The 21621-nt window shown below is 73.2% G+C and carries 22 protein-coding genes, 1 pseudogene and 1 riboswitch; of the genes and pseudogenes, 12 read left to right on the forward strand and 11 right to left on the reverse strand.

Annotated elements, in window-relative coordinates; translation table 11 throughout:
- The first annotated feature begins 31 nt into the window (after positions 1-31).
- Entirely contained in the window at positions 32-481 is a 450-nt protein-coding gene (locus AB0M18_RS19365) for a hypothetical protein (protein WP_365759484.1), read from the forward strand.
- Positions 478-4380, forward strand: a complete 3903-nt coding sequence (locus AB0M18_RS19370; RefSeq protein ID WP_365759486.1) for a tetratricopeptide repeat protein — start codon at positions 478-480, stop codon at positions 4378-4380. Before AB0M18_RS19365 ends, AB0M18_RS19370 begins: the two co-directional genes overlap by 4 nt.
- A 40-nt stretch (positions 4381-4420) precedes the next feature.
- Here the strand turns inward: AB0M18_RS19370 and AB0M18_RS19375 are convergent, their stop codons facing one another.
- The 6 genes and pseudogenes from AB0M18_RS19375 to bioB all read right to left on the reverse strand — a co-directional run bounded on the left by AB0M18_RS19375 (position 4421) and on the right by bioB (position 8970).
- Positions 4421-4840 carry a GNAT family N-acetyltransferase gene (locus tag AB0M18_RS19375; protein ID WP_365759743.1) on the reverse strand — a complete coding sequence of 140 codons (420 nt, stop codon included), beginning with the start codon at positions 4838-4840 and terminating at the stop codon, positions 4421-4423.
- A gap of 117 nt (positions 4841-4957) precedes the next feature.
- A pseudogene (locus AB0M18_RS19380) lies at positions 4958-5248 on the reverse strand (LLM class flavin-dependent oxidoreductase); the annotation flags it as partial.
- 72 nt (positions 5249-5320) lie between these two features.
- Positions 5321-5668 (reverse strand): VOC family protein, encoded by a 348-nt coding sequence (locus tag AB0M18_RS19385; protein WP_365759488.1) that lies wholly within the window; start codon positions 5666-5668, stop codon positions 5321-5323.
- Between the two features lie 19 nt (positions 5669-5687).
- Positions 5688-6404: a dethiobiotin synthase gene (gene bioD, locus AB0M18_RS19390; RefSeq protein ID WP_365759490.1), complete on the reverse strand. Its 717-nt coding sequence runs from the start codon at positions 6402-6404 to the stop codon at positions 5688-5690.
- Between the two features lie 39 nt (positions 6405-6443).
- Positions 6444-7733 carry an adenosylmethionine--8-amino-7-oxononanoate transaminase gene (locus AB0M18_RS19395; protein WP_365759492.1) on the reverse strand — a complete coding sequence of 430 codons (1290 nt, stop codon included), beginning with the start codon at positions 7731-7733 and terminating at the stop codon, positions 6444-6446.
- Complete coding sequence (gene bioB / locus AB0M18_RS19400) at positions 7726-8970, reverse strand: biotin synthase BioB (RefSeq protein ID WP_365759494.1); 1245 nt, start codon at positions 8968-8970, stop codon at positions 7726-7728. The genes AB0M18_RS19395 and bioB overlap by 8 nt, the downstream gene beginning before the upstream one ends.
- A 142-nt stretch (positions 8971-9112) precedes the next feature.
- Between bioB and AB0M18_RS19405 the strand changes: the two genes are divergently transcribed.
- Complete coding sequence (locus AB0M18_RS19405) at positions 9113-10312, forward strand: 8-amino-7-oxononanoate synthase (protein WP_365759496.1); 1200 nt, start codon at positions 9113-9115, stop codon at positions 10310-10312.
- A 155-nt stretch (positions 10313-10467) separates the two neighbouring features.
- Complete coding sequence (locus AB0M18_RS19410; RefSeq protein ID WP_365759498.1) at positions 10468-10902, forward strand: ATP-binding protein; 435 nt, start codon at positions 10468-10470, stop codon at positions 10900-10902.
- A gap of 57 nt (positions 10903-10959) precedes the next feature.
- On the opposite strand, the gene AB0M18_RS19415 is transcribed toward AB0M18_RS19410, so the two are convergent.
- The 3 genes from AB0M18_RS19415 to AB0M18_RS19425 form a co-directional block, all read right to left on the reverse strand.
- Positions 10960-11436, reverse strand: coding sequence for a C40 family peptidase (locus AB0M18_RS19415; protein ID WP_365759500.1), 477 nt, complete (start codon positions 11434-11436; stop codon positions 10960-10962).
- 3 nt (positions 11437-11439) lie between these two features.
- A riboswitch (cyclic di-AMP (ydaO/yuaA leader) is annotated at positions 11440-11559 on the reverse strand.
- Between the two features lie 394 nt (positions 11560-11953).
- Entirely contained in the window at positions 11954-12259 is a 306-nt protein-coding gene (locus AB0M18_RS19420) for a hypothetical protein (protein ID WP_365759502.1), read from the reverse strand.
- A 7-nt stretch (positions 12260-12266) separates the two neighbouring features.
- Positions 12267-12908: an ATP-dependent Clp protease proteolytic subunit gene (locus AB0M18_RS19425; protein WP_365759504.1), complete on the reverse strand. Its 642-nt coding sequence runs from the start codon at positions 12906-12908 to the stop codon at positions 12267-12269.
- Positions 12909-12964: 56 nt separating this feature from the next.
- On the opposite strand from AB0M18_RS19425, the gene AB0M18_RS19430 reads away from it, so the two are divergent.
- The 8 genes from AB0M18_RS19430 to AB0M18_RS19465 all read left to right on the forward strand — a co-directional run bounded on the left by AB0M18_RS19430 (position 12965) and on the right by AB0M18_RS19465 (position 19674).
- Positions 12965-13249 carry a type II toxin-antitoxin system Phd/YefM family antitoxin gene (locus AB0M18_RS19430; protein ID WP_365759506.1) on the forward strand — a complete coding sequence of 95 codons (285 nt, stop codon included), beginning with the start codon at positions 12965-12967 and terminating at the stop codon, positions 13247-13249.
- 177 nt (positions 13250-13426) lie between these two features.
- Positions 13427-13729 carry an urease subunit gamma gene (locus AB0M18_RS19435; protein ID WP_356069379.1) on the forward strand — a complete coding sequence of 101 codons (303 nt, stop codon included), beginning with the start codon at positions 13427-13429 and terminating at the stop codon, positions 13727-13729.
- A gap of 16 nt (positions 13730-13745) precedes the next feature.
- On the forward strand, positions 13746-14084 hold the full coding sequence (locus AB0M18_RS19440; RefSeq protein ID WP_365759509.1) for an urease subunit beta: 339 nt from the start codon (positions 13746-13748) through the stop codon (positions 14082-14084).
- Entirely contained in the window at positions 14077-15798 is a 1722-nt protein-coding gene (locus tag AB0M18_RS19445; RefSeq protein ID WP_365759511.1) for an urease subunit alpha, read from the forward strand. The genes AB0M18_RS19440 and AB0M18_RS19445 overlap by 8 nt, the downstream gene beginning before the upstream one ends.
- On the forward strand, positions 15798-16472 hold the full coding sequence (locus AB0M18_RS19450) for an urease accessory UreF family protein (protein ID WP_365759513.1): 675 nt from the start codon (positions 15798-15800) through the stop codon (positions 16470-16472). Before AB0M18_RS19445 ends, AB0M18_RS19450 begins: the two co-directional genes overlap by 1 nt.
- An 18-nt stretch (positions 16473-16490) precedes the next feature.
- Positions 16491-17168, forward strand: a complete 678-nt coding sequence (gene ureG / locus AB0M18_RS19455; protein ID WP_365759515.1) for an urease accessory protein UreG — start codon at positions 16491-16493, stop codon at positions 17166-17168.
- Positions 17165-17920, forward strand: a complete 756-nt coding sequence (locus tag AB0M18_RS19460; RefSeq protein WP_365759517.1) for an urease accessory protein UreD — start codon at positions 17165-17167, stop codon at positions 17918-17920. The genes ureG and AB0M18_RS19460 overlap by 4 nt, the downstream gene beginning before the upstream one ends.
- 179 nt (positions 17921-18099) lie before the next feature.
- Positions 18100-19674, forward strand: a complete 1575-nt coding sequence (locus AB0M18_RS19465; RefSeq protein WP_365759519.1) for an alpha/beta hydrolase — start codon at positions 18100-18102, stop codon at positions 19672-19674.
- Between the two features lie 72 nt (positions 19675-19746).
- Here AB0M18_RS19465 and AB0M18_RS19470 read toward each other — a convergent pair whose 3' ends face one another.
- Positions 19747-20787, reverse strand: a complete 1041-nt coding sequence (locus tag AB0M18_RS19470) for an NAD-dependent epimerase/dehydratase family protein (RefSeq protein ID WP_365759521.1) — start codon at positions 20785-20787, stop codon at positions 19747-19749.
- Between the two features lie 105 nt (positions 20788-20892).
- Positions 20893-21573: a lysophospholipid acyltransferase family protein gene (locus AB0M18_RS19475; protein ID WP_365759523.1), complete on the reverse strand. Its 681-nt coding sequence runs from the start codon at positions 21571-21573 to the stop codon at positions 20893-20895.
- Between the last annotated feature and the right edge of the window lie 48 nt (positions 21574-21621).

Here is a 21621-nt window from a genome sequence, read left to right on the forward strand (position 1 = left end):
CCGCCGAGGGAGCACGGGAGGGACGACGGCCATGTCGGAAGTGATGGAGAACCTCGCCTACGAGGGCGGCACCGTGCTTGTCACCGCACTGGCCACCGGGCTGGTGGGTGCCGCGCGCAGAATCCCCCAGCTCTGGCGCCGTTCGGGCGGCGAGGAGCGGATGACGGCGGAGCTGGAACGCTCGGCCCGGGAACTGGCCGAGGCGGAGACCGAGGACTCCGCCGCCGAGGCGCGCGTGGCGATCGTCTGGGAGACCCGGCTGCGCGACCTGCTGCTGACCGACCCCGAGGCCCGCCGCGAGTTGGAGCAGCTCCTGGCCGAGATGCGGCGCGAGAACCCGCGGGTGGCCACGACCACCCAGCACATCACGGCGAGCGCCCCCAATTCCACGGCGCAGGGCGTGATCGGCGGCAACATCCACAACCACGGCGCACCTGCCCCCGGTACCGGCTCCCTTCCGCCTTCCGGGGCCCAGGCATGACGGCTCCCCGTTCGCCCGGCGGAGACGGCACGCCTGACGGTGGCGCACCGGGCACCAGGATCGTCCAGAACGTCTACGCCTTCGACGGGTTCGCCTACGGGGCGATCAACGCGGACGTACATGTCCACGGCGACGGTCGGCCCGTGTACCTGCTCGCGGAGCACGAGCCGGCCGGCGGCGATCCCGACCCCGCGTGGATCGAGCAGCCCAGCCGGCTGCTCAATGCCGGCAACGCGGTCGTGCCCTTCACCGGACGCGAGGCCGAGCTGCGCGAGTTGATCCGATGGCGGGGCCCGGGCAGCGACGGCCGCAGGGACGGGGAGAACGACGGCGGGAACGACGGCAGGAGCGGCAGCGGCAGCGGCAGTGCGCTGGCCGTCCGCTGGTTGCACGGCCCGGGGGGCCGGGGCAAGACCCGCCTGGCCGATCACCTGGCCGCTCGGTCCGCCCGCCAGGGATGGAAGACGATCGTCGTCCGGCACGGCGGCACCGTCCTGGCGAAGTCCGCGGGGAGCCACGACGCGCGCACCGGGAACCTCCGCGGGCTGCTGGTCCTGGTGGACTATGCCGACCGGTGGCCCCTGCGGGACCTGGCCTGGCTGTTCGCCAACAGCATGTTCGACGGGGGTACGCGCACCGACGCCCGCGGACAGCGCGTACCGGTACGGGTCCTGCTGCTGGCCCGTACGGCGCATGCGTGGCCGGCGGTGAAGTCCATGATCGGCGACCGGGCCGCCGCCTCGGAGCGGGAGTTGGCGGCGCTGCCGGAGGAACCCGCCGGCCGGGAAGGCATGTTCGCCGCCGCACGCACCCGGTTCGCCGAACTGTACGGGCGACCCGACGCGGCCGCGGCCCCCTCGGGCGTGCCACTGGCGGATCCCGCCTTCGGGCTCACGCTCACCGTTCACATGGCCGCCCTCGTCGCCGTGGACGCCCACGTCCACGGCCGCACGCCCGCTCGGGACCCGGCCGGGCTGTCGGCCTACCTGCTGGAGCGGGAGCACGAGAACTGGCGGCGGCTGTACGAGAACGGCCCGGCCGGACTGGACTTCCGCACCTCACCGGACGACATGGCGAGCGTGACGTTCGTCGCCGCCCTGACCGGTGCCTCGACCTGGGAGGAGGCCGGGGCGGCGCTGGAACGGGCGGGCGTGACCACCGAGCCGGGGACCGTACGCTCGCTGCTGCGCGACCACGCGCGCTGCTACCCGCCGCTGGACCCGCGGACGGTGCTGGAACCGCTCTACCCCGACCGGCTGGCCGAGGACTTCCTGGCCCTGACCGTGCCCGGCCACCCGATCACCGGCTACCGCGCCGACGCCTGGGCGACAGGGGTGCCGAAGGCGCTGCTGACGGCACCCGGCTCCGCCGCCCACGCGCCTCGCGCCGTGACCCTGCTGGCCTCGGCGGCCGACCGGTGGCCCCATCTGGCCGACCAGGTCCTCCACCCCCTGCTGCGCGACCGGCCGGACATCGCCCTCGACGCGGGCAGCGCCGCTCTGGTGGCCCTCAGCGCCATCACCGCCGCCGACAGGGAGGTCCTCGACGCCATCGAACTGGCCGCGTTCCACAGGCTGGGCGGCCTGCCGCACGTCGACCTGGACACCGGCCTCGCCTCGGTCGCCCTGCGCCTGGCCACCCTCACCGAGCCCGGTTCGACCGATGCGGAACGGGCCCGCCTGTACCGGCACCTCGACCTGCGCCTGCGCGGTGCCGGGCGGTGGGCGGAGGCTCTGGAGTACGCGCAGCGGGCCGTGGACCTCCCCTCCGACGCGCAGCCCCTTTCGCACGAGCGGGCCGGGGCGCTGTCCGCCCTCGCGATCGGTCTGGCGCACGCCGGTCGGCACGCGGAGGCCCTGGAGCGGTCCGGGCAGGCCGTCGGCCTCTACGAGGAGCTGGTCCGGGCCGACCCGGAGGCCCATCTGCCGCTGCTGGCGGAGGCGCTGTCCAACCACGCGAACCGGCTGGTCGACGTCCGCCGGCCGAGCGAAGCCCTGGCGTGCTCCACGCGCGCCGTCGAGCTGTTCGGGTCGCCGCTGCCGGCGTCCCTCCCGTTCCCCGCGGCCCACCGGCTCTCGCTGGGCATGGCACTGGCCAACCACGCCATCCTGCTGTCCGAGGCCGGGCGGCACCAGGAGGCCCTCGAGTGCTCACGCCGTGCCACGGAGCACTACCGGAGTCTGGGCGAGAGCGATCCCGCCGTCACCCGGCCCATGGAGGCCGTACTGTCGCTCAACCAGTCGATCCGGCATGCGGCGGCCGGCGAACTGGCGGAGGCGGTGGCCGGATCCGCGGTGGCCGTCGAGCACTTGAGCGAGCTGGCCGGGGTCAATCCGGGGGCCCACCTGCCGGCGTTCGCCGGCGCGCTGTCCGCCCACTCCGGCCACCTGTGGAGGTTCGGGCTGGTCGAGGATGCCTTGGTCTGCTCTCAGCAGGCCATCGACGTCTGGGACAGGCTGGCCGACGAGACCCCCGACGCGCACCGTCCCGGCCTGGTCGCGGCCCTGCGCAACCACGCCGGCTTCCTCGCCCAGGCCGATCGGCGCGAGGACGCCCTGGACTGCTCGCGGTGGGCCGTCGGCCTGGCCGAGGAGCTGGTCGGGTCGGACCCCGAAGCCCACCTCCCGGAGCTGGCCCGTGCCCTGTGGGGGTACGCGTTCGTCAGGTCGTCGTTGAACACCGAGCTCGACGACGGGCTCGTGGCGGCGGCCCGGGCGGTCCGTGCCTACCGTGAGCTCGCCGAACGGGACCCGGAATCGTTCACCCCCGACCTGATGGGCGGCTACGCGCTCGCCGCCGACCTGCTGGAGCGACTCGGCCGGGGCGAGGAGGCCGCCGAGATGCGCCTGGCCGCGGCCAAGCGGCAGGCGAAGGGGGCAGGCGGCGGGCCCGACGCGCAGGAGGAGATCGAGCGGGTCTACCGGGAGGAGGCCGAGGCCGGCCACGTACCCGCGATGATCGACCTCGGACATCTGCTGGAGCGGGCCGACCGGATGGACGAGGCCGAGCCCTGGCTGCGGCGAGCCGCCGAAACCGGGCACCCCACGGCCATCGTCCTGCTCGCCGGCGCCCTGCTCACCCGGGACCGGGCCGAGGAGGCCGAGCCCTGGCTGGAGCGGTCCGCCCGCGCCGGCGACGTCACGGCCATGGGCCTGCTCGGCGAGCTGCTGGCCAAGTCGCGCCGGGGAGCCCAGGCGGAGCCGTGGCTGCGGAAGGCCGCCGAGGCGGGCGAGACCGCCGCCATGTACCAGCTGGGCCTGACCCTGGAGTCCACCGGGCGGGCCCAGGAAGCTGTGCGGTGGTTCCGCCGGGCGGCGGAGGCGGGCCATCTGCGGGCCGCCGGCACCCTGGGCGTCGTCCTGTACGAGAACAACCGCGCGGACGAAGCGGAACCGTTCCTGCGACGGGCCGCCGAGGCCGGTGACGCGGTTGCGATGAGCAACCTCGGGACGCTCCTCTACAAGGCCGGCCGTATGCGGGAGGCCGAGCAGTGGTACCGCCGCGCCGTGGACGCGGGGTTCGTCCGCGCCCGGTACGACCTCGGCGTGCTGCTGCAGAACACCGGGCGGGCCGACGAGGCCGAGCAGTGGTTCCGGCGGGCAGCCGAGGCCGGTCACCCCCTCGCCGTCATCGCGCTGGCCGCCCGGCTCTGCGAGAGCGGCAGGTTACGGGAGGCCGAGCCGTGGCTGCGGCGTGCGGGCGAGGCGGGCGACGTCACCTCCATGGTCAACCTGGGGTTCCTGCTGTTCCACAGCGGGCGGAAGGCAGAGGCCGAGCAGTGGTACAGGCGGGCCGCGGCCGAAGGCGACATGACGGCCGCCAAGCTGCTCGGCGGTCAGCTGTTCAAGGAGCCGAGGGCGCGCCCGCGGCGGCGCTGGGGCTTCCGGAAGCCCGACTGACGCCGTCCGGCGTCGAATCCCCGCTGCTCACCGGCATCGTCTACAGGGGCTTGACCCAGCGTCGCCAGTGGTCCTCGCGATGGTAGCCGGTGGCGGCCCAGGTGCGGTGGGCCTGTTCGTTGGCTTCCAGGACCATGGCGTCGACGCGCCGCCCGCCCAGGGCGGCGAAGCGCTGTTCGGCGGCTTCCAGCAGGGCGGTGGCGATGCCTTGCCGGCGGTGGTGCGGGTGTACGGCCAGTCGGTAGGCGGAGCATCGCCATCCGTCGAAGCCGGCTATGACGGTTCCGGCGAGGAGGCCGTCGCGCTCTGCGAGGAGCAGGGCTTCGGGGTCTCGTGTGATGAGCCGGGTCACTCCGTCGTGGTCGTCGCTGATGCTCGTTCCTTCCGCGGCGTCGCGCCAGAACCGCAGCACGGTGTCGATGTCCGAGAGAGTGGCGTGGCGGATGTGAAGATCGCTCATGGGGTGAGTCAAGCAGAGCGTCGGCCTGTCCGGCGACGGAGTTCTGATCGCGTCGGACACTGTCCGAGGCCGGCCCCCGGGGGGCAGCGCGAACCGGCCGTCGGAGAAGGCCATCACATCGGCGTGCCGGGCGGCGAGCCGCAGCACCCGGTCGCCGTTGCCGCCGATCGTCAGACCGACTCGCGGCGTGCCCTCGGCGCCCTTCAGCGGCTCCGCCGACTCCTCGACCACCCGGGTCAGATGGTCCACCCGCTCGCGCGGCGGCAGGAACGGGATGCCCGCGCGCTCGTGTTCGGCCGGTACGTGACCGGCGCCGAGCCCGAGTTCGAGCCGGCCGCCGGTCAGCGCGGCCGTGGTGGTCACCTCGCGGGCGAGCAGTACCGGGTTCCAGAAGGCCGCGTTCAGCACGAAGGTGCCGAGCGACGGAATCCCCTCGTCGACGACCTCGGGCCGTCACCGAACCCACCCCCGCGAACCCGCCTACCCCGTCACGAAGCAGAACTCGTTGCCCTCCGGGTCGTGCATCACCTGGAACGAGCCCTGCTCGTCGGTCACGATCCCGCCGGAGCGGCGCGCCCCGAGCGCCAGCGCCTCGTCCGCCGCAGCGGCCGGATCGGCCACCTCCACGTCCAGATGGAGGCGGTTCTTCACCGCCTTGCCCTCCGGCACCCGCTGGAAGGCGATCCGTACGAACCCCGGCGGGTCGACGTACGACCAGTCGGGGCTCCGGTCGACCGGAGCCCCGCCGAGGAGCGCCGCCCAGAACCGCACGAGGGCGGCCGGACCGGCGCAGTCGAAGACGATTTCCTGAACACGGGCGCGTCGCATGCCGCCCAGGGTAAGGAGATCAGAGCGGCGCCGTCGCGGCGAACTCCGCCGCGTCCCAGACGCCGCCCACCTCAGGCGCCAGCCAGCCGGCCGCCGCCGCCCGGAAGGCCTCCGGCGACAGCGCGCCCGCGCCCGCCGGGATCGCGCCGAGGAGCGGCGCGCCCGCCGCCTCCGGCAGGTCCGCGAGGTTGCACCGGGCGGCGAGGCCGGGGTCGGCCGGCCAGCTGCCGACCACCACGCCCAGCTGCTCGATGCCCCGGGCACGCAGTGCCTCCGCCGTCAGGGCGGTCGAGTTGAGCGTGCCGAGCCCGGCCGGCGCCACCACGAGCACCGGCGCGCCGAGCAGCCCCGCCGCGTCCGCGAGCGTGCCGCCGTCCTCGTCGAAGCGCACGAGCAGCCCGCCCGCGCCCTCGACGAGCACCAGGTCGTGCTCCTCCGCCAGCTTCCGGGCCGCCTCGGCGACCTCGTCCGGCCGCACCGGCGCCATCCCGGCCCGCCGGGCCGCGGTCCCCGGCGCCAACGGCTCGGGGAACCGGCCCAGTTCCGCCCCCGTGACCGCCCCGGAGAGACGCACGACCTCGTCGGCGTCCCCGGCCTCGCCCGGCGCGATGCCGGTCTGGGCGGGCTTGAGCACGGCGACGGAACGCCCGGCGGCGGTGGCCACCGCGGCGAGCGCGGCGGTCACGATCGTCTTGCCGATCTCGGTGCCGGTGCCGGTGACGACGATGACGGTCATGGGGGTGGAGCCTTTCCTTGTACGTACCCGCGGAGCCGCTCAGCCCGCCGCGGCCGCCGCCCGGACCGCCGCGCAGATCCGCGCCACGTCCTCGTCGCCCGTCACGAACGGCGGCATCGTGTAGATCAGGTCGCGGAACGGGCGCAGCCACACGCCCTCGCGGACGGCGGCGCGGGTGGCGGCGGTCATGTCGACCTCGTGGTCGAGCTGGACCACGCCGATCGCGCCGAACACCCGCACGTCCCGGACCCCGGGCAGCGCGGCGGCCTCGGCGAGACCCTCGCGAAGTCCCGCCTCGATCCGCTTGACCTCGACCTGCCAGTCCTGGCCGAGCAGCAGGTCCACCGAGGCCAGGGCCACGGCGGAGGCCAGCGGATTGCCCATGAAGGTCGGGCCGTGCGCGAGCACCGGCACCTCGCCGCGCGAGATGCCGTCCGCGACCCGGCTCGTGCAGAGCGTGGCCGCCATCGACAGATAGCCGCCGGTCAGCGCCTTTCCGAGACACATCACATCGGGGGAGACCCCGGCGTGGTCGGCGGCGAACAGCGCGCCGGTGCGCCCGAAGCCGGTCGCGATCTCGTCGAAGACCAGAAGCACGTCGTGCGCGTCGCAGGCCTCCCGCAGCACCCGCAGATACTCCGGGCTGTGGAAGCGCATGCCGCCCGCGCCCTGCACCACCGGCTCCACGATCACCGCGGCCAGCTCGTCGGCGTGCCGCCCGATCGCCTCGCGCAACCCCTCGGCGTACGACTCCTCGTACTCCGCCGGCGGCGCGTCCACGAAGACCTGCTTCTGGAGCACCCCCGACCAGAGCTCGTGCATGCCGCCCTCGGGGTCGCAGACGGACATCGGCTGCCAGGTGTCGCCGTGGTAGCCGCCCCGCCAGGTCAGCAGCCGCCGCTTGGCCGGCCGGCCGAGCGAGCGCCAGTACTGCAGGCACATCTTCGCGGCGACCTCGACCGAGACCGAACCGGAGTCGCTGAGGAAGACGTGCCGCAGCGGCTCCGGGGTGATCTCCACCAGGCGGGCGGCGAGCCGCACGGCCGGTTCGTGGGTGAGCCCGCCGAACATCACATGGCTCATCCGGTCCAGCTGGCCGCGCGCGGCCTCGTTGAGCACCGGGTGGTTGTAGCCGTGTACGGCCGACCACCAGGAGGACATGCCGTCGACCAACTCGGCGTGCCCCTCGGCGGGTTCGGCGAGCCGGAGCCTCACCCCGGACGCGGACGCGACGACCAGCGGTTCCGTACGGCCGGGCATCGGGCCGTACGGGTGCCAGACGTGCGCCCGGTCCAGGGCGAGGAGTTCGGTGGTCCCGGTGTCACGCATTCGGCGCGAGGTCCGTACCGGCGCCGCGACGGCGCACCGCCACCAGGTCCGTGCGCGCGCCCGACGCGTCGGCCGGGGCCGCCGCGTCCTCGGCCGCCGCGTCCTGCTCGGTGGTCCCGGCGTGCCCGCCGCACGGACCGCAGCCGCCCCCGGCCTCCGCGTGCGAGCCGCAGCCGCCCCCGGCCTCCGCGTGCGAGCCGCAGCCCGCGCCCGCCGCCGCGGCGGCGACGTCCGCCCGGTGTGCGGGCAGCGTGGTGGTGCCCGCGCCCTCGACCTCGAAGCCGGCGTCCGCGATCATGTCCAGGTCGGCCTTGCCGGCCTGGCCCTCGCTGGTCAGGTAGTCGCCCAGGAAGATCGAGTTCGCGATGTTCAGGGCCAACGGCTGCATGGACCGCAGGTGCACCTCGCGGCCGCCCGCGATCCGGACCTCCACGTCGGGGCAGACGAACCGCACCATCGCGAGGATCCGCAGACAGCGCTGCGGGGTGAGGTTCCACTCCTTGGCGAGCGGGGTGCCCTCGAAGGGGATGAGGAAGTTGACCGGCACCGAGTCCGAGTCCAGCTCGCGCAGCGCGAACACCACGTCGACCAGGTCCTCGTCGGTCTCGCCCATGCCCGCGATCAGACCCGAGCAGGCGGACAGACCCGCGCCGTGCGCCTTCTGCACGGTGTCCACCCGGTCCGCGTAGGTGTGGGTGGTGGTGATCTCGCCGTACGTGCCCTCGGACGTGTTCAGGTTGTGGTTGTACGCGTCGGCGCCGGCCTCCTTCAGGCGCTCGGCCTGGCCGTCGGAGAGCAGCCCGAGGCAGGCGCAGACCTCCACGCCCTCGTTCTGTTCCTTGATCGCCTCGATGGTCCTGCCGACCCGCTCCACGTCCCGGTCCGTCGGCCCGCGGCCGCTCGCCACCAGACAGACCCGCTTGGCGCCGCCCGCGACACCGGCCGCCGCCGCGGCCGAGGCCTCGTCGGGCTTGAGCCAGGAGTACTTGAGGATCCCGGCGGTCGAGCCGAGCCGCTGCGAACAGTAGGAGCAGTCCTCGGGGCACAGGCCGGACTTCAGATTGACGAGATAGTTGAGCTTCACCCGTCGCCCGAACCACTGGCGGCGCACCTTGCCGGCGGCACTCACCACATCGAGCAGGTCGTCGTCGGAGGTCGCCAGCACGGCGAGCGCTTCTTCACGGGTCGGCGACTCGCGCCGCAGCCCCTTCTCCACCAGCGTGTTCAGCAGGTCCATAAGGGCTGATCCTGGCCTACGGCACACCCCCTGGCCAAGGAGGATCCGAACAAACGACGCCGATCGAGGTGTGTGCATGGCCACATCCTGACCTCGGCCGGTTCCGGTTAGGGTCTGTGCGCTGCCTACAAAAGGACCCGCCATGCCGCCGTATGCCGAGGACCCGTCGGACCCCGCCGCGGGGACGGGCCCGCGCCCGGCCGCCTTCGACTGGACCGAGACGGCGGCCCGGCAGCGCGCGGCGGCCGGACTGGTGCGCACGCTGCGGCCCCGCGCCGCCGAGTCCGAACTCCTCGACCTCGCGAGCAACGACTACCTGGGCCTGACCCGCCGCCCCGAGATCACCGAGGCCGCCGCCGAGGCCGCCCTCCGCTGGGGCGCCGGCGCCACCGGCTCGCGCCTGGTCACCGGCTCCACCCGGCTGCACGCCCGGCTCGAACGGGAGCTCGCCGACTTCTGCGGCTTCGAGGCGGCGCTCGTCTTCTCCTCCGGCTACGCGGCCAACCTGGCGGCGCTCACCGCGCTGTCCGTGCGCGACGGCCTGATCGTCTCCGACGCCGACAACCACGCCTCCATCGTCGACGGCTGCCGGCTGGCCCGGGCCGAGACGACGGTCGTGCCGCACGCCGACCCGCGGGCGGTCGCCAAGACGCTGGCCGCCCACCCCGGCCGCCCGGCCCTCGTGGTCAGCGACGCGGTGTTCTCGGTGGACGGCGACAGGGCACCGCTCGCCGCTCTCGCCACCGCCTGCCGCGAGCACGGAGCCGGTCTGGTCGTCGACGACGCCCACGGCTTCGGCGTGCTCGGCGACGGCGGGCGCGGCACCCTCCACGAGGCGGGCCTCGCCGGTGACCCCGACGTGGTCGCGACCCTCACCCTGTCCAAGTCCCTGGGCAGCCAGGGCGGCGCGGTGCTCGGCCCGGCCCGGGTGATCGAGCACCTGGTCAACGCCGCCCGTACCTTCATCTTCGACACCGGACTCGCCCCCGCGGCGGCCGGCGGCGCCCTCGCGAGCCTGCGCCTCATCGGAGCCGAGCCCGCCCTCCCGGCCCGCGCCGGCACCGTCGCCCTGACCCTGCACCGGCTGCTCACCGCCGCCGGACTGACCGCCGCGCGCCCCGACGCGGCCGTCGTCTCGGTACGCGCCCCGGGCCCGGAGGAGGCCCTGCGCTGGGCCGCCGACTGCCGCGAACTCGGCCTCGGCGTGGGCTGCTTCCGGCCCCCGTCGGTGCCCGACGGCATCTCCCGGCTGCGTCTGACGGCCCGCGCGGACCTCACCGACGCGGAGATCGAGCGCGCGGTGGCGACGATCGTACGGACGGCCCCGCCCGGCGCGCTCTGACGAGCGGGCGATCCGGTCGCCCGTCGGACGGTTCACCGCTTCGGGCGACAGATATCCGTATATCTGGTGGATCGGCGCACGGCGCGGTGACTTCGGTGGCAGGCTGACGCGCAGTGCATTCCGGGCGTGGCCCGGTGGGAGAAGGACGGCGTCGCATGGCAGACCACCAGGAAGCAACCGTCACGCTGCCGAGCGACCCCGCCTCGGTCTCCGCCGCGCGGCGGTACGTCGCGGAGGTGCTCGCCTCCTGGGGGCTCGACGGCGCGACCGACACGGCGGACGCCGTCCGGCTGATCGTCTCGGAGCTGGCGACCAACGCGGTGCTGCACACCTTCGGCCAGTCGCCCACCTTCACCGTCGACGTGCGTCTGGAGCGTGACGAGCAGCTGCACATCGGGGTCACCGACAGCCACCCCCGCTGGCCGCGCCGCCTTCCGGCGGCCGTGCAGCAGGACAACGGGCGGGGGATGGTGATCATCCGCTCCCTGACGAAGGAGGCGGGCGGCCGGCTCTCGGTGACCCCGACGGCGGAGGGCGGCAAGACGGTGTGGATCAACCTGCCGTGGACGGCTGCGCTGACCCAGGCCTGACCTCCCGGCGGTCCGGTACCGCCGGCGCGGGCCCGACCTCCCGGCGGTCCGGGCGGGTCACTTGACCCGGCCGTAGTAGACCTTCGAGGTCCAGATCTTGTCGAGCTTCACCCAGGACCCGGTCTTGGGTGAGTGCCAGATCTTGTTGCTACCCGCGTAGATCCCGACGTGGTACACGCTCCCGCGGGAGTGGAAGAACACCAGGTCGCCCACCTGCCGGCTCGACGCGGCGATGTGCCGGGTCTTGTTGTACTGCTGCTGCGCGGTGCGGGGCAGCGTCTTGCCCGCCTGCTTGTACGAGTAGAGCGTGAGGCCCGAGCAGTCGAAGCGGCTGGGGCCGGCGGCTCCGTACTTGTAGGGCGCCCCCTTCTTGGAGGCGGCGACGTTCAGCGCCTTGCCCGCGTAGGAGGTCGCCGCCTGGGCCTCTGGCACCGCTCCCGGTGCGAGGAGCGTGCCGCCGACGGCGGCGAGGGTGAGAGCCGAGACGGCTCCGGCCCGGGACAGCAGGGACGGGACATGCATCTGCGCAGTCATGCGCAACCCTTCGTCAGCCGCCTGCGAAGGATGACCTGTCGGGTTCGGGCTGGCGAAGATGCCCGGCCGCGGCTGCGGCTTCACCCCGAGGGTCGCCCCGTACTGCTCGGGCGGCCCGTGTTGCTCGGGTCCTCCACTCCTGCCGGTCCACTCCTGTCGACCAGACGTCCGGGACGGCGGCAGGACTCGGCGTCCGCCCGGACCGCCCCGCCGTGGGTGGCGGGGGCTTGTCGTCGACAGGGATCTTGACCCACACCGAGGGCGAAAACCGAGCCGAAACGGCGATATGTGAGGCTCCTCACGACTGATCCATTCGGGTGGACAGTCAGGTTTCGCGATCGTCAGAGGTTTGGCCCACGAGCCGTTCACCAGCGACAGGACGCCCGATTCCGCCAGATGCGTACACCTGTTGCGCAACTCACCTGAGCTCCATGTCGATTCGTCGACTACGCCGAAAGGGGGAGCGATTCTGCGGTCCCCGTGCCCCGTGTGGACCTCGACACGACACGCTCAGGTGTCAACTCGCCCTCTCCCCGGGCAGGGTGACGCGGCCCGAGCGCCGCTCACCGTCCAACACCCTTAGCGCACGCGCCAATGTGTCCACGTGCACCTCGCTCTCGCCCCGCAGATGCATGAGCGTCAGCGCGTCCCGGAGCGCCGTCGCCCGTCCGACCAGGGCCTGGGCCGCGCGCAGCGCCCCATAGGTATGCGAGGTCCTGGATGGATTGATCCTCCCCAGCAGATCGACGACTTCGAGGTACGCGTCCACGAACTCGCCCTCGGCGCGCGTCAGCGCGGGCAGCGGCGGCAGCTCCGGCACCACGGCGGCCTCACTCCTCCCCGGCGCCGGCGGACGCCCGGCGGCTGCGAACGACGTGGTCCACCAAGCCGTACGCGAGGGCCGCCGGCGCGTCGAGCACGGTGGTGCGGTCCAGGTCGGTGTCGATCCGCTCCCGGTCCCGACCGCTGTGGGCGGCGAGCATTCCGGCGATCAGCTCGCGCTGGCGCAGCAATTCCCGTGCCTGGAGGTCGAGATCGCTGGGCTGTCCCTGCAACGGCTCGTCGATCGAGGGCTGCTGGAGCACGATCCGGGCGCCCGGCAGGGCCAGCCGGCGGCCGGGCGAACCCGCCGCGAGCAGCACCGCGGCCGGCCCGACGGCCTGGCCGAGGCAGGTGGTCTCCACCTCGCAGGAGACCGTGCGGATCGTGTCGTACACCGAGGTCATGGCGCTCACCGAGCCGCCGGGGGAGTTGATGTAGAGGCTGATCACCTGGCCGGGTGAGGCGTAGTCGAGGTGCAGGAACTGTGCGATGACGTCGTTGGCCGAGGTCTCGTCGATCGGGGTGCCCAGGAAGACGACCCGCTCCTGGAGCAGCTTGGAGTAGGGGTCGAGGGTGCGGGTTCCGAAGCTCGTGCGCTCGGTGAACTCCGGAAGGACGTACCGCATGGTGCTCCGCGTGCTGTCGTGCATGACGCTCCTCCTTCTGTAAAAAATGTACAGGACGTACAGACCGTAAGATGAGGAGCATGACTTACGAGATTCCGGTGACGCAAGCGCGCGCCGAGCTCGCGGACCTGATCAACCGCGTCGTGTACGGCGACGAGCGGGTGGTCGTCACCCGCCACGGCAAGCCGCTCGTCGCCCTGGTCTCCGCCGCCGACCTGGAGAGACTCGAGGCGCTGCGGGAGCCGGTCGAGGAGCCGGTGATCAGCTCGGTGTCGCGGATCGGCGGCTCGGCGTCCGCCGCGGGCGAACGGCGCAGGTTCGGCATCGCCGCCCACCACCAGGACCCCGGCGCGCCCCGGTCCTGAACAAGCGCTCGTTCAATGCCCGCGCAAAGCCTCAGTTAACGAGCCGGAAAAACTTCCGCCCTAACGTGCAGTCTCTGGCGCGGCGAACCGTCTCCGCAGGTCAACAGAGTGTTGAAGGTCGGTAGGGTCCGCTGCTGTCCGGGGCACCAAGCCCGGTGACGACAGTGAGGTGGAAGCGTGCGACTCAGCCCCCACGAGCAGGAACGCCTGCTCATCCATGTCGCGGCCGACGTGGCCGAGAAGCGCCGCGCCCGCGGTGTGCGGCTCAATCACCCCGAGGCCGTCGCCCTCATCACCTCGCATGTCCTCGAAGGCGCCCGCGACGGCCGGACCGTCGCCGAGCTCATGGCCTCCGGCCGCAAGGTGCTCACCCGCGACGAGGTCATGGACGGGATCCCCGAGATGATCCACGACGTCCAGGTCGAGGCCACCTTCCCGGACGGGACCAAGCTCGTCACCGTCCACGACCCCATCGTCTGAAGGCGGACCGCGACCCATGATCCCCGGCGAGATCCTCTACGGGGACGGGCCGGTGACCCTCAACGAGGGGCGCCCCGTCACCCGTCTCACCGTCCTCAACGCCGCCGACCGGCCCGTCCAGGTCGGCTCCCACTACCACTTCGCCGAGGCCAACCCCGGCCTCGACTTCGACCGCGCCGCCGCCCGCGGACTGCGCCTGAACATCGCCGCGGGCACCGCCGTCCGCTTCGAGCCGGGCATCCCCGTCGAGGTCGAGCTGGTGCCGATCGCCGGCCGCCGGATCGTGCCCGGTCTGCGTGGCGAGACCGCCGGACCCCTCGACGAGATCCGGACGAACGGAGACGCCCGTGCCTGAGCTGCACCGTGCCGTGTACGCCGACCTGTTCGGCCCCACCACCGGCGACCGGATCCGGCTCGCCGACACCGACCTGCTCGTCGAGATCGAGGAGGACCGCTCCGGCGGTCCCGGCCGCGCCGGCGAGGAGGCCGTCTTCGGCGGCGGCAAGGTCATCCGCGAGTCCATGGGGCAGGCCCGGGCCACTCGCGCCGAGGGCGCCCCCGACACCGTGATCACCGGTGCCGTCGTCATCGACCACTGGGGGATCGTCAAGGCCGACATCGGCATCCGCGACGGCCGCATCACCGCTCTCGGCAAGGCCGGCAACCCCGACACCATGGACGGGGTGCACCCGGAGCTCGTCATCGGCCCGGAGACGGAGGTGATCGTCGGCAACGGCCGGATCGTCACCGCCGGAGCCGTCGACACCCATGTCCACTTCATCTCGCCGACCGTCGTCGACCAGGCCCTCGCCACCGGTGTGACCACCCTCGTCGGCGGCGGCACCGGACCGGCCGAGGGCACCAAGGCCACCACCGTCACTCCCGGCCCCTGGCACATGGCCCGGATGTTCGAGGCCCTCGACACCTTCCCGGTCAACATCGGGCTGCTCGGCAAGGGCAACACCATGTCCCGGGAGGCCATGCACTCCCAACTGCGCGGCGGCGCCCTCGGGTTCAAGATCCACGAGGACTGGGGGGCCACCCCCGCCGTGATCGACGCCTGCCTCGGCGTCTGCGAGGAGACCGGCGCCCAGCTCGCCGTTCACACCGACACCCTCAACGAGGCCGGGTTCGTCGGCGACACCCTCGCCGCCGTCGCCGGCCGCACCCTGCACGCGTACCACACCGAGGGCGCGGGCGGCGGGCACGCCCCGGACATCATCACCGTGGTCTCCGAGCCGCACGTACTGCCCAGCTCGACCAACCCCACCCGGCCGCACACCGTCAACACCATCGAGGAACACCTCGACATGCTGATGGTCTGCCACCACCTCAACCCGGCCGTCCCGGAGGACCTCGCCTTCGCCGAGTCCCGGATCCGGCCCTCGACCATCGCCGCCGAGGACGTCCTGCACGACCTCGGCGCCATCTCGATGATCTCCTCGGACTCCCAGGCCATGGGCCGCATCGGCGAGGTGATCATGCGGACCTGGCAGACCGCCCACGTCATGAAGAAGCGGCGCGGCGCGCTGCCCGGCGACGGCGCCGCCGACAACCACCGGGCCCGCCGCTATGTCGCCAAGTACACGATCAACCCGGCCGTCGCCCAGGGCATGGGCCACCTCATCGGCTCCGTCGAACCCGGCAAGCTCGCCGACCTGGTGCTGTGGGAGCCCGCCTTCTTCGGCGTCAAGCCGCTCGTCGTCCTCAAGGGCGGCCAGATCGCGTACGCGCAGATGGGCGACGCCAACGCCTCCATCCCCACCCCCCAACCCGTGCTGCCCCGGCCGATGTTCGGCGCGCTGGGGAAGGCCGCCGCGGCCGGCTCCGTCAACTTCGTCGCCCAGGCGGCGATCGAGGACGACCTGCCCCAGCGGCTCGGCCTGCACAAGGAGTTCACCGCCATCGGCTCCACCCGCCGGATCACCAAGGCCGACATGCGCGAGAACGACGCCCTGCCCCGGGTCGAGGTCGACGCCGACACCTTCACGGTGACCATCGACGGCGAACCGGTCGAACCGGCACCCGCCGCCGAACTTCCCATGGCCCAGCGTTACTTCCTCTTCTGATGACGCGATCGGCTCTCCTCGTGCTCGCCGACGGGCGGTTCCCCGCCGGCGGGCACGCCCACTCCGGCGGCGCCGAGGCCGCAGTCAAGGCCGGGCGCATCCGTGACGCCGCCGGGCTCGAAGCCTTCTGTCTCGGGCGGCTGCACACCACCGGCCTCACCTCGGCCGCCCTCGCCGCCGCCGCGACCCTCGGCGCCGATCCGCACGCCCTCGACGAGGCCGCCGACGCCCGCACCCCGTCACCCGCCCTGCGGGCCGCGAGCCGGCGCCTCGGCCGGCAGCTGATGCGGGCCGCCCGCGCCGCCTGGCCCGGACCCGAACTCGACCGGCTCGCCGCCGCGTTCCCGCGCGGCGCCCACCAGCCGATCGTGCTCGGCACCACCGCCCGGGCCGCCGGACTCGGCCCCGAGGACGCCGCGCACTGTGTCGCGTACGAGACGGTCGGCGGCCCCGCGACCGCGGTGGTCCGCCTGCTCGGCCTCGACCCCTTCCAGGCCACCGGCGTCCTGGCCCGGCTCGCGCCGGAGCTCGACGCGGTGGCCGCCCGTGCGACCGAGGCCGCCGACGCCGCGCTCCGTGAGGGCCTGGACGCGCTGCCCGCCGCGTCCGCGCCGCTGCTCGATCTCACCGCCGAGCAGCACGCGTCCTGGCCCGTCCGCCTCTTCGCCTCCTGAGAACCCTGGAGTCCCCCCATGCACCTCGACCACTCCCACGAGCACACGCCCGCCGTCTCCGCCGACGCCCACCGGCCGGACGGCACCCGCCGAGCCCTGCGGATCGGCCTCGGCGGCCCCGTGGGCTCCGGCAAGACCGCCACCGTCGCCGCCCTCTGCCGCGCCCTGCGCGACACGCTCTCCCTCGCCGTCGTCACCAACGACATCTACACCCGGGAGGACGCCGAGTTCCTGCTCCGCGAGGCCGTCCTGCCGCCCGAGCGGATCACCGCCGTCGAGACCGGCGCCTGCCCGCACACCGCGATCCGCGACGACATCTCCGCCAACCTCGAAGCCGTCGAGGACCTGGAGGAGAGCGTCGGCCCGCTCGACCTCGTGCTCGTCGAGTCCGGCGGCGACAACCTCACCGCCACCTTCTCCAAGGGCCTCGTCGACGCCCAGATCTTCGTCATCGACGTGGCCGGCGGCGACGACATCCCGCGCAAGGGCGGCCCCGGCGTCACCACCGCCGACCTCCTCGTGATCAACAAGACCGACCTCGCCCCGTACGTCGGCTCCGACCTGGAGCGGATGGCCCGGGACGCGAAGGAGCAGCGCGGCGAACTGCCCGTCGCCTTCACCTCGCTCCGCTCCGAGCAGGGCGTAGCCCCCGTCGCCGACTGGGTCCGCGAGCGGCTCGCCGCGTGGACCGCGTGAACGACCGCACGGGCCTCACCGCGAGCGCGCGGATCGTCGCCGCCCCCGGCGGCTCCCTGCCCGTCCTGGAGAGCGACGGGCCGCTCGCCCTGCGCCGCACCCGCGCCACCGGCCCGCACACCCGGGTCACCGTCGTCGGCGCGATGAGCGCCCCGCTCGGCGGCGACCGGCTCCGCCTGGAGGCGGAGGTACGGGACGGGGCGCGGCTGCTCGTCGACTCCGCCGCCGCGACCGTCGCCCTGCCCGGCCGGACCGGCGCCCCCGCCTCGTACGAGATCGGGCTCACCGTCGGAGCCGGGGCCGAACTGCGCTGGCTGCCCGAGCAGTTGGTGTGCGCCACCGGTTCCGTGCTGCGGATGCGCACCACCGTCGACCTCGACCCCACGGCACGCCTCGTGCTCCGCGAGGAACAGGTCCTCGGCCGGCACCGGGAGGAACCCGGCACCCTCACCAGCCGGCTCACCGTCCGCCGCGCCGGACGCCCGCTGCTCGACCAGGAGCTCGGCTGCGGCCCGGGCGCGCCGGGCGGCTGGGACGGCCCCGCCGTGCTCGCCGGACACCGCGCCACCGGACAGCTCCTCGTCGTCGATCCGGAGTTCGCGGACAAGCCGGCCGAGACCCGGCTGTTGGGCGAGCACGCGGTGCTCGCCCCGCTCGCCGGCCCCGCCGTGCTCGTCACCGCCGTCGCCCCGGACGCCCTCGTCCTGCGCCGGGTCCTCGACGAGGCTCTGGGTTTATTCGCCCTGTTCTGAGTCGGATTGCGCTTCCTGTTCGGAGGTTCACCTCTGAGCGGTACACCCGTCACCGCTTATCGGTTCGGCAAAGAACACGTGTACGCCCTTTAACCCGAGGCCCTGTTGACGCGAGGATCCCCCGGACGACCCACACGGCGCTGTCAAGGGGGCGGCGCCCACCGAGGGGGAGGAACCACTTGCGACGTAGTGCAGTGCTCGGCTCTGCCGGCACTCTCATAGCGGGCACGCTGATGGCGACCGCGCTCGCCACTCCGGCGACCGCGCAGACCCGTCACAGCGGCGACGACGAGGCCCGCGGCGCTGCCGTGGCCGCCGCCCGCGCGGCGAAGGCCGGCATCGACTGGCAGGACTGTCCCGCCGACTGGGGCCTGGAGAAGCCCATCCAGTGCGGTTGGGTCACCGTCCCGGTCGACTACACCAAGCCCGACGGCAAGCAGATCAAGCTCGCCGTCGACCGCGCCCGCGCCACCGGCACGCCGCAGGAGAAGCAGGGCGCCCTGCTCTACAACCCGGGCGGCCCCGGCGGCTCCGGACTGCGCTTCCCGCGCCGTGTCACCACCAAGGCCCCGCTCTGGGTGAACACCGCCAAGGCCTACGACTTCGTCGGCTTCGACCCGCGCGGTGTCGGACACTCGGCGCCCATCTCCTGCGTCGACCCGACCGAGTTCGTCAAGGGCCCCAAGGCCGACCCGGTCCCGGACAGCGAGGCCGACAAGCTCGCCCAGCGCAAGCTGGCCGCCGAGTACGCCAAGGGCTGCGCCGAGAAGAGCGGCGACATGCTGCCCTACATGACGACCCGCAACACCGCGCGCGACCTCGACGTCATCCGGGCCGCGCTCGGCGAGAAGAAGCTCAACTTCATCGGCGTCTCCTACGGCACCTACCTCGGCGCCGTCTACGGCACCCTGTACCCGAGCCACGTCCGCCGCATGATCGTGGACAGCGTCGTGGACCCGTCCAAGAAGGAGATCTGGTACGGGGCCAACCTGAACCAGGACATCGCCTTCGAGGGCCGCCTCAAGGACTGGATGACCTGGGTCGCCCAGCACGACGACGCCTTCCACCTCGGCAAGTCCTACGCCGAGGTGCAGCAGCAGTGGGTGACCCTGCGCGCCGCCGCCAAGAAGGAGCCGCTCGGCGGCAAGGTCGGCCCGGCCGAGCTCATCGGCTTCTTCCAGAACGCCCCGTACTACGACTCCATGTGGGTCCCGGTCGCGGAGGCCTGGAGCGCCTACGCCGCGGGCGACCCGCAGCCGCTGATCGACTCGGCGGCGTCGGACCCGACCGACACCGCCGGCAACATCTCCGCGGAGAACGGCAACGCGGTCTACACGGCCGTCGAGTGCGCCGACGCGCCCTGGCCGACCAGCTGGAAGAAGTGGGACCGGGACAACTCGCGCCTGCACGAGCAGTACCCGTTCATGACCTGGGCCAACGCCTGGATGAACCTGCCCTGCGCCACCTGGTCCGCGCCGCGCCAGCGGCCGACCGAGGTGAAGACGGGCAAGGGTCTGCCGCCGGTGCTCATCGTCCAGTCCGAGCGTGACGCCGCCACCCCGTACGCCGGCGCCGTCGAGCTGCACAAGCGCTTCAAGGGCTCGCGCCTCATCACCGAGAAGAACGCCGGCTCGCACGGCGTCACCAGCCTGGTGAACGCCTGCATCAACCCGCGGGTCGAGACGTACCTGCTGACCGGCAAGGTCGACAGCGCCGACGTGACGTGCGAGCCGCACGCCACGCCGAAGCCGTGACACCCCGTCACACCCCGTAGGACCAGGAGGGGCGGTCGCCGGACGGCGACCGCCCCTCCGCCGTTCACGGATTCAGCCGCGTGAGGCCAGCCAGGCGTCCTCGGCCGCGTAGTCGAAGAAGTCGACGCCGTACTTCACGAGACCGGGGAAGGCCTGCCGCCAGTCCTTCTCCGCGACCGTCGCGGCCAGGAACTGGATCGTGCCGGGCAGCGACTCCGCGTACGAGGCCACCACCGGCCGGTAGCCCAGCTCCCGCTCCGCCGCCGCCATGTCGGCGACCATCGGACGCGGCGTGGTCCACGGCGTGTAGCCGACCCAGTCCTTCCCGGGCGGCCCGTCGAACAGGATCGTCTCGCTGGTCACCCCCATCGCCGCGTCGATCGCCGCACCGATCTCGGCCACGCTCGGCGCCTCCGGGTCGGCCCCGTTGAGCACGCGCGTGCCCGGGTTCGAGGCCGCGAGCCGGATCAGCTCGGCCAGGTTGTCCACGTGCACCGGATGGAACACGGACCGGCCGCCCTCGGCGAGGATCCGCACCGGCCGCCCGTCCAACGCCCGCTTGACGAACCACAGTTCGCGCGGACCCGGGCTGTACGGGCCGTGCACGGCCGTCGCGCGGAGCACCGTCGTCGGCAGCCTGTCGCCCGCCCCGAGCACCTCCTGCTCCAGGGCCACCTTCCGGGTGCCGTAAGAGGAGTCGCCCGGCGCGACCGTCCGCCAGGTCTCCGGGATCGGCACCGGGTACAGCGGGAAGCCGTCCGGCTCGTCCTGCGTGTCGAAGTTCCGTCCCTGCTCGTCCTCGTAGACCGCCGCGCTGGAGATCACCACCGCCGAACCGATCCGGTCCGCCAGGCCGGTCAGCTGCCGCCCGTGCCCGGCGTCGAAGGCCACCACGTCCACCAGGACGTCCGTCCCGGCGCCGAGCGCCGCCGCGAGCGCCCCCTCCTCACCCCGGTCCACCCGCACCGTGCGGACCTCCGCACCCCACCCTTCGTCCCGCACGCCCCGGCGCGAGGCGGCGGTCACCTCCCATCCGTCCGCGACGAGCGCCCGCACGGCCGCCCGCCCGATCTGTCCCGTCGCTCCCAGCACGAACGCGTTTCCCTTGGTCATGCGGGGGACGCTACGACCCGCCGGCGGGCCCGCCCAGCCGCTTTCGCCGTGCGCGGATCCGCCGACAGCGTGCGGCGATCGGGAACCTCCGGACCCCGCGGCCTGCTAGGAGCCCCCGCCCGCCTTCACCTTCGCCGCGTACTCGTCCACGTACTCCTGCCCGGACAGGCGCATGATGGCGTACATGATCTCGTCGGTGACCGCGCGGACCGCCGCCTTCTCGTCGGCGAGGCCCGCGTAGCGGGAGAAGTCCAGCGGCTCGCCGAAGCGGATGGTGACCCGGCGGATCCGCGGCAGCACCCGGCCCGGCGGCTGGATCTCGAAGGTGCCGAGCATCGCGCACGGGACCACCTTCACCCCGGCCGTCAGAGCCATCACCGCGACCCCCACCTTGCCCTTGTAGAGGCGCCCGTCGTGCGAGCGGGTGCCCTCCGGGTAGATGCCGAGCAGCTCGTCCTTCGCGAGCACGCCGAGACCCTCGCGGATCGCCGCCCGGCCCGCCTCCTTGCCCGAGCGGTCCACCGGGATCTGGCCCGCGCTGCGGAAGAACGCGGCCGTCAGCCGGCCCTTCAGACCCGGACCCGTGAAGTACTCCTGCTTCGCCAGGAAGGTGATCCGGCGGCTCAGCACCACCGGCATCAGGAAGTGGTCCGAGAAGGACAGATGGTTCCCGGCGACGATCGCCGCACCCTCCTCCGGAATGTGCTCCAGCCCCTCCACCCGCGGCCGGAACAGCAGCTTGAGCAGCGGCCCGAGCAGCACGTACTTCAGCACGTAGTAGAACATCCGAGACCCCCTTTCCTGCCTTTGTAACCAAGGCCGCCCGCGTGGTCC

It is taken from the genome of Streptomyces sp. NPDC051909, from assembly GCF_040681095.1.
Lineage (GTDB): Bacteria > Actinomycetota > Actinomycetes > Streptomycetales > Streptomycetaceae > Streptomyces.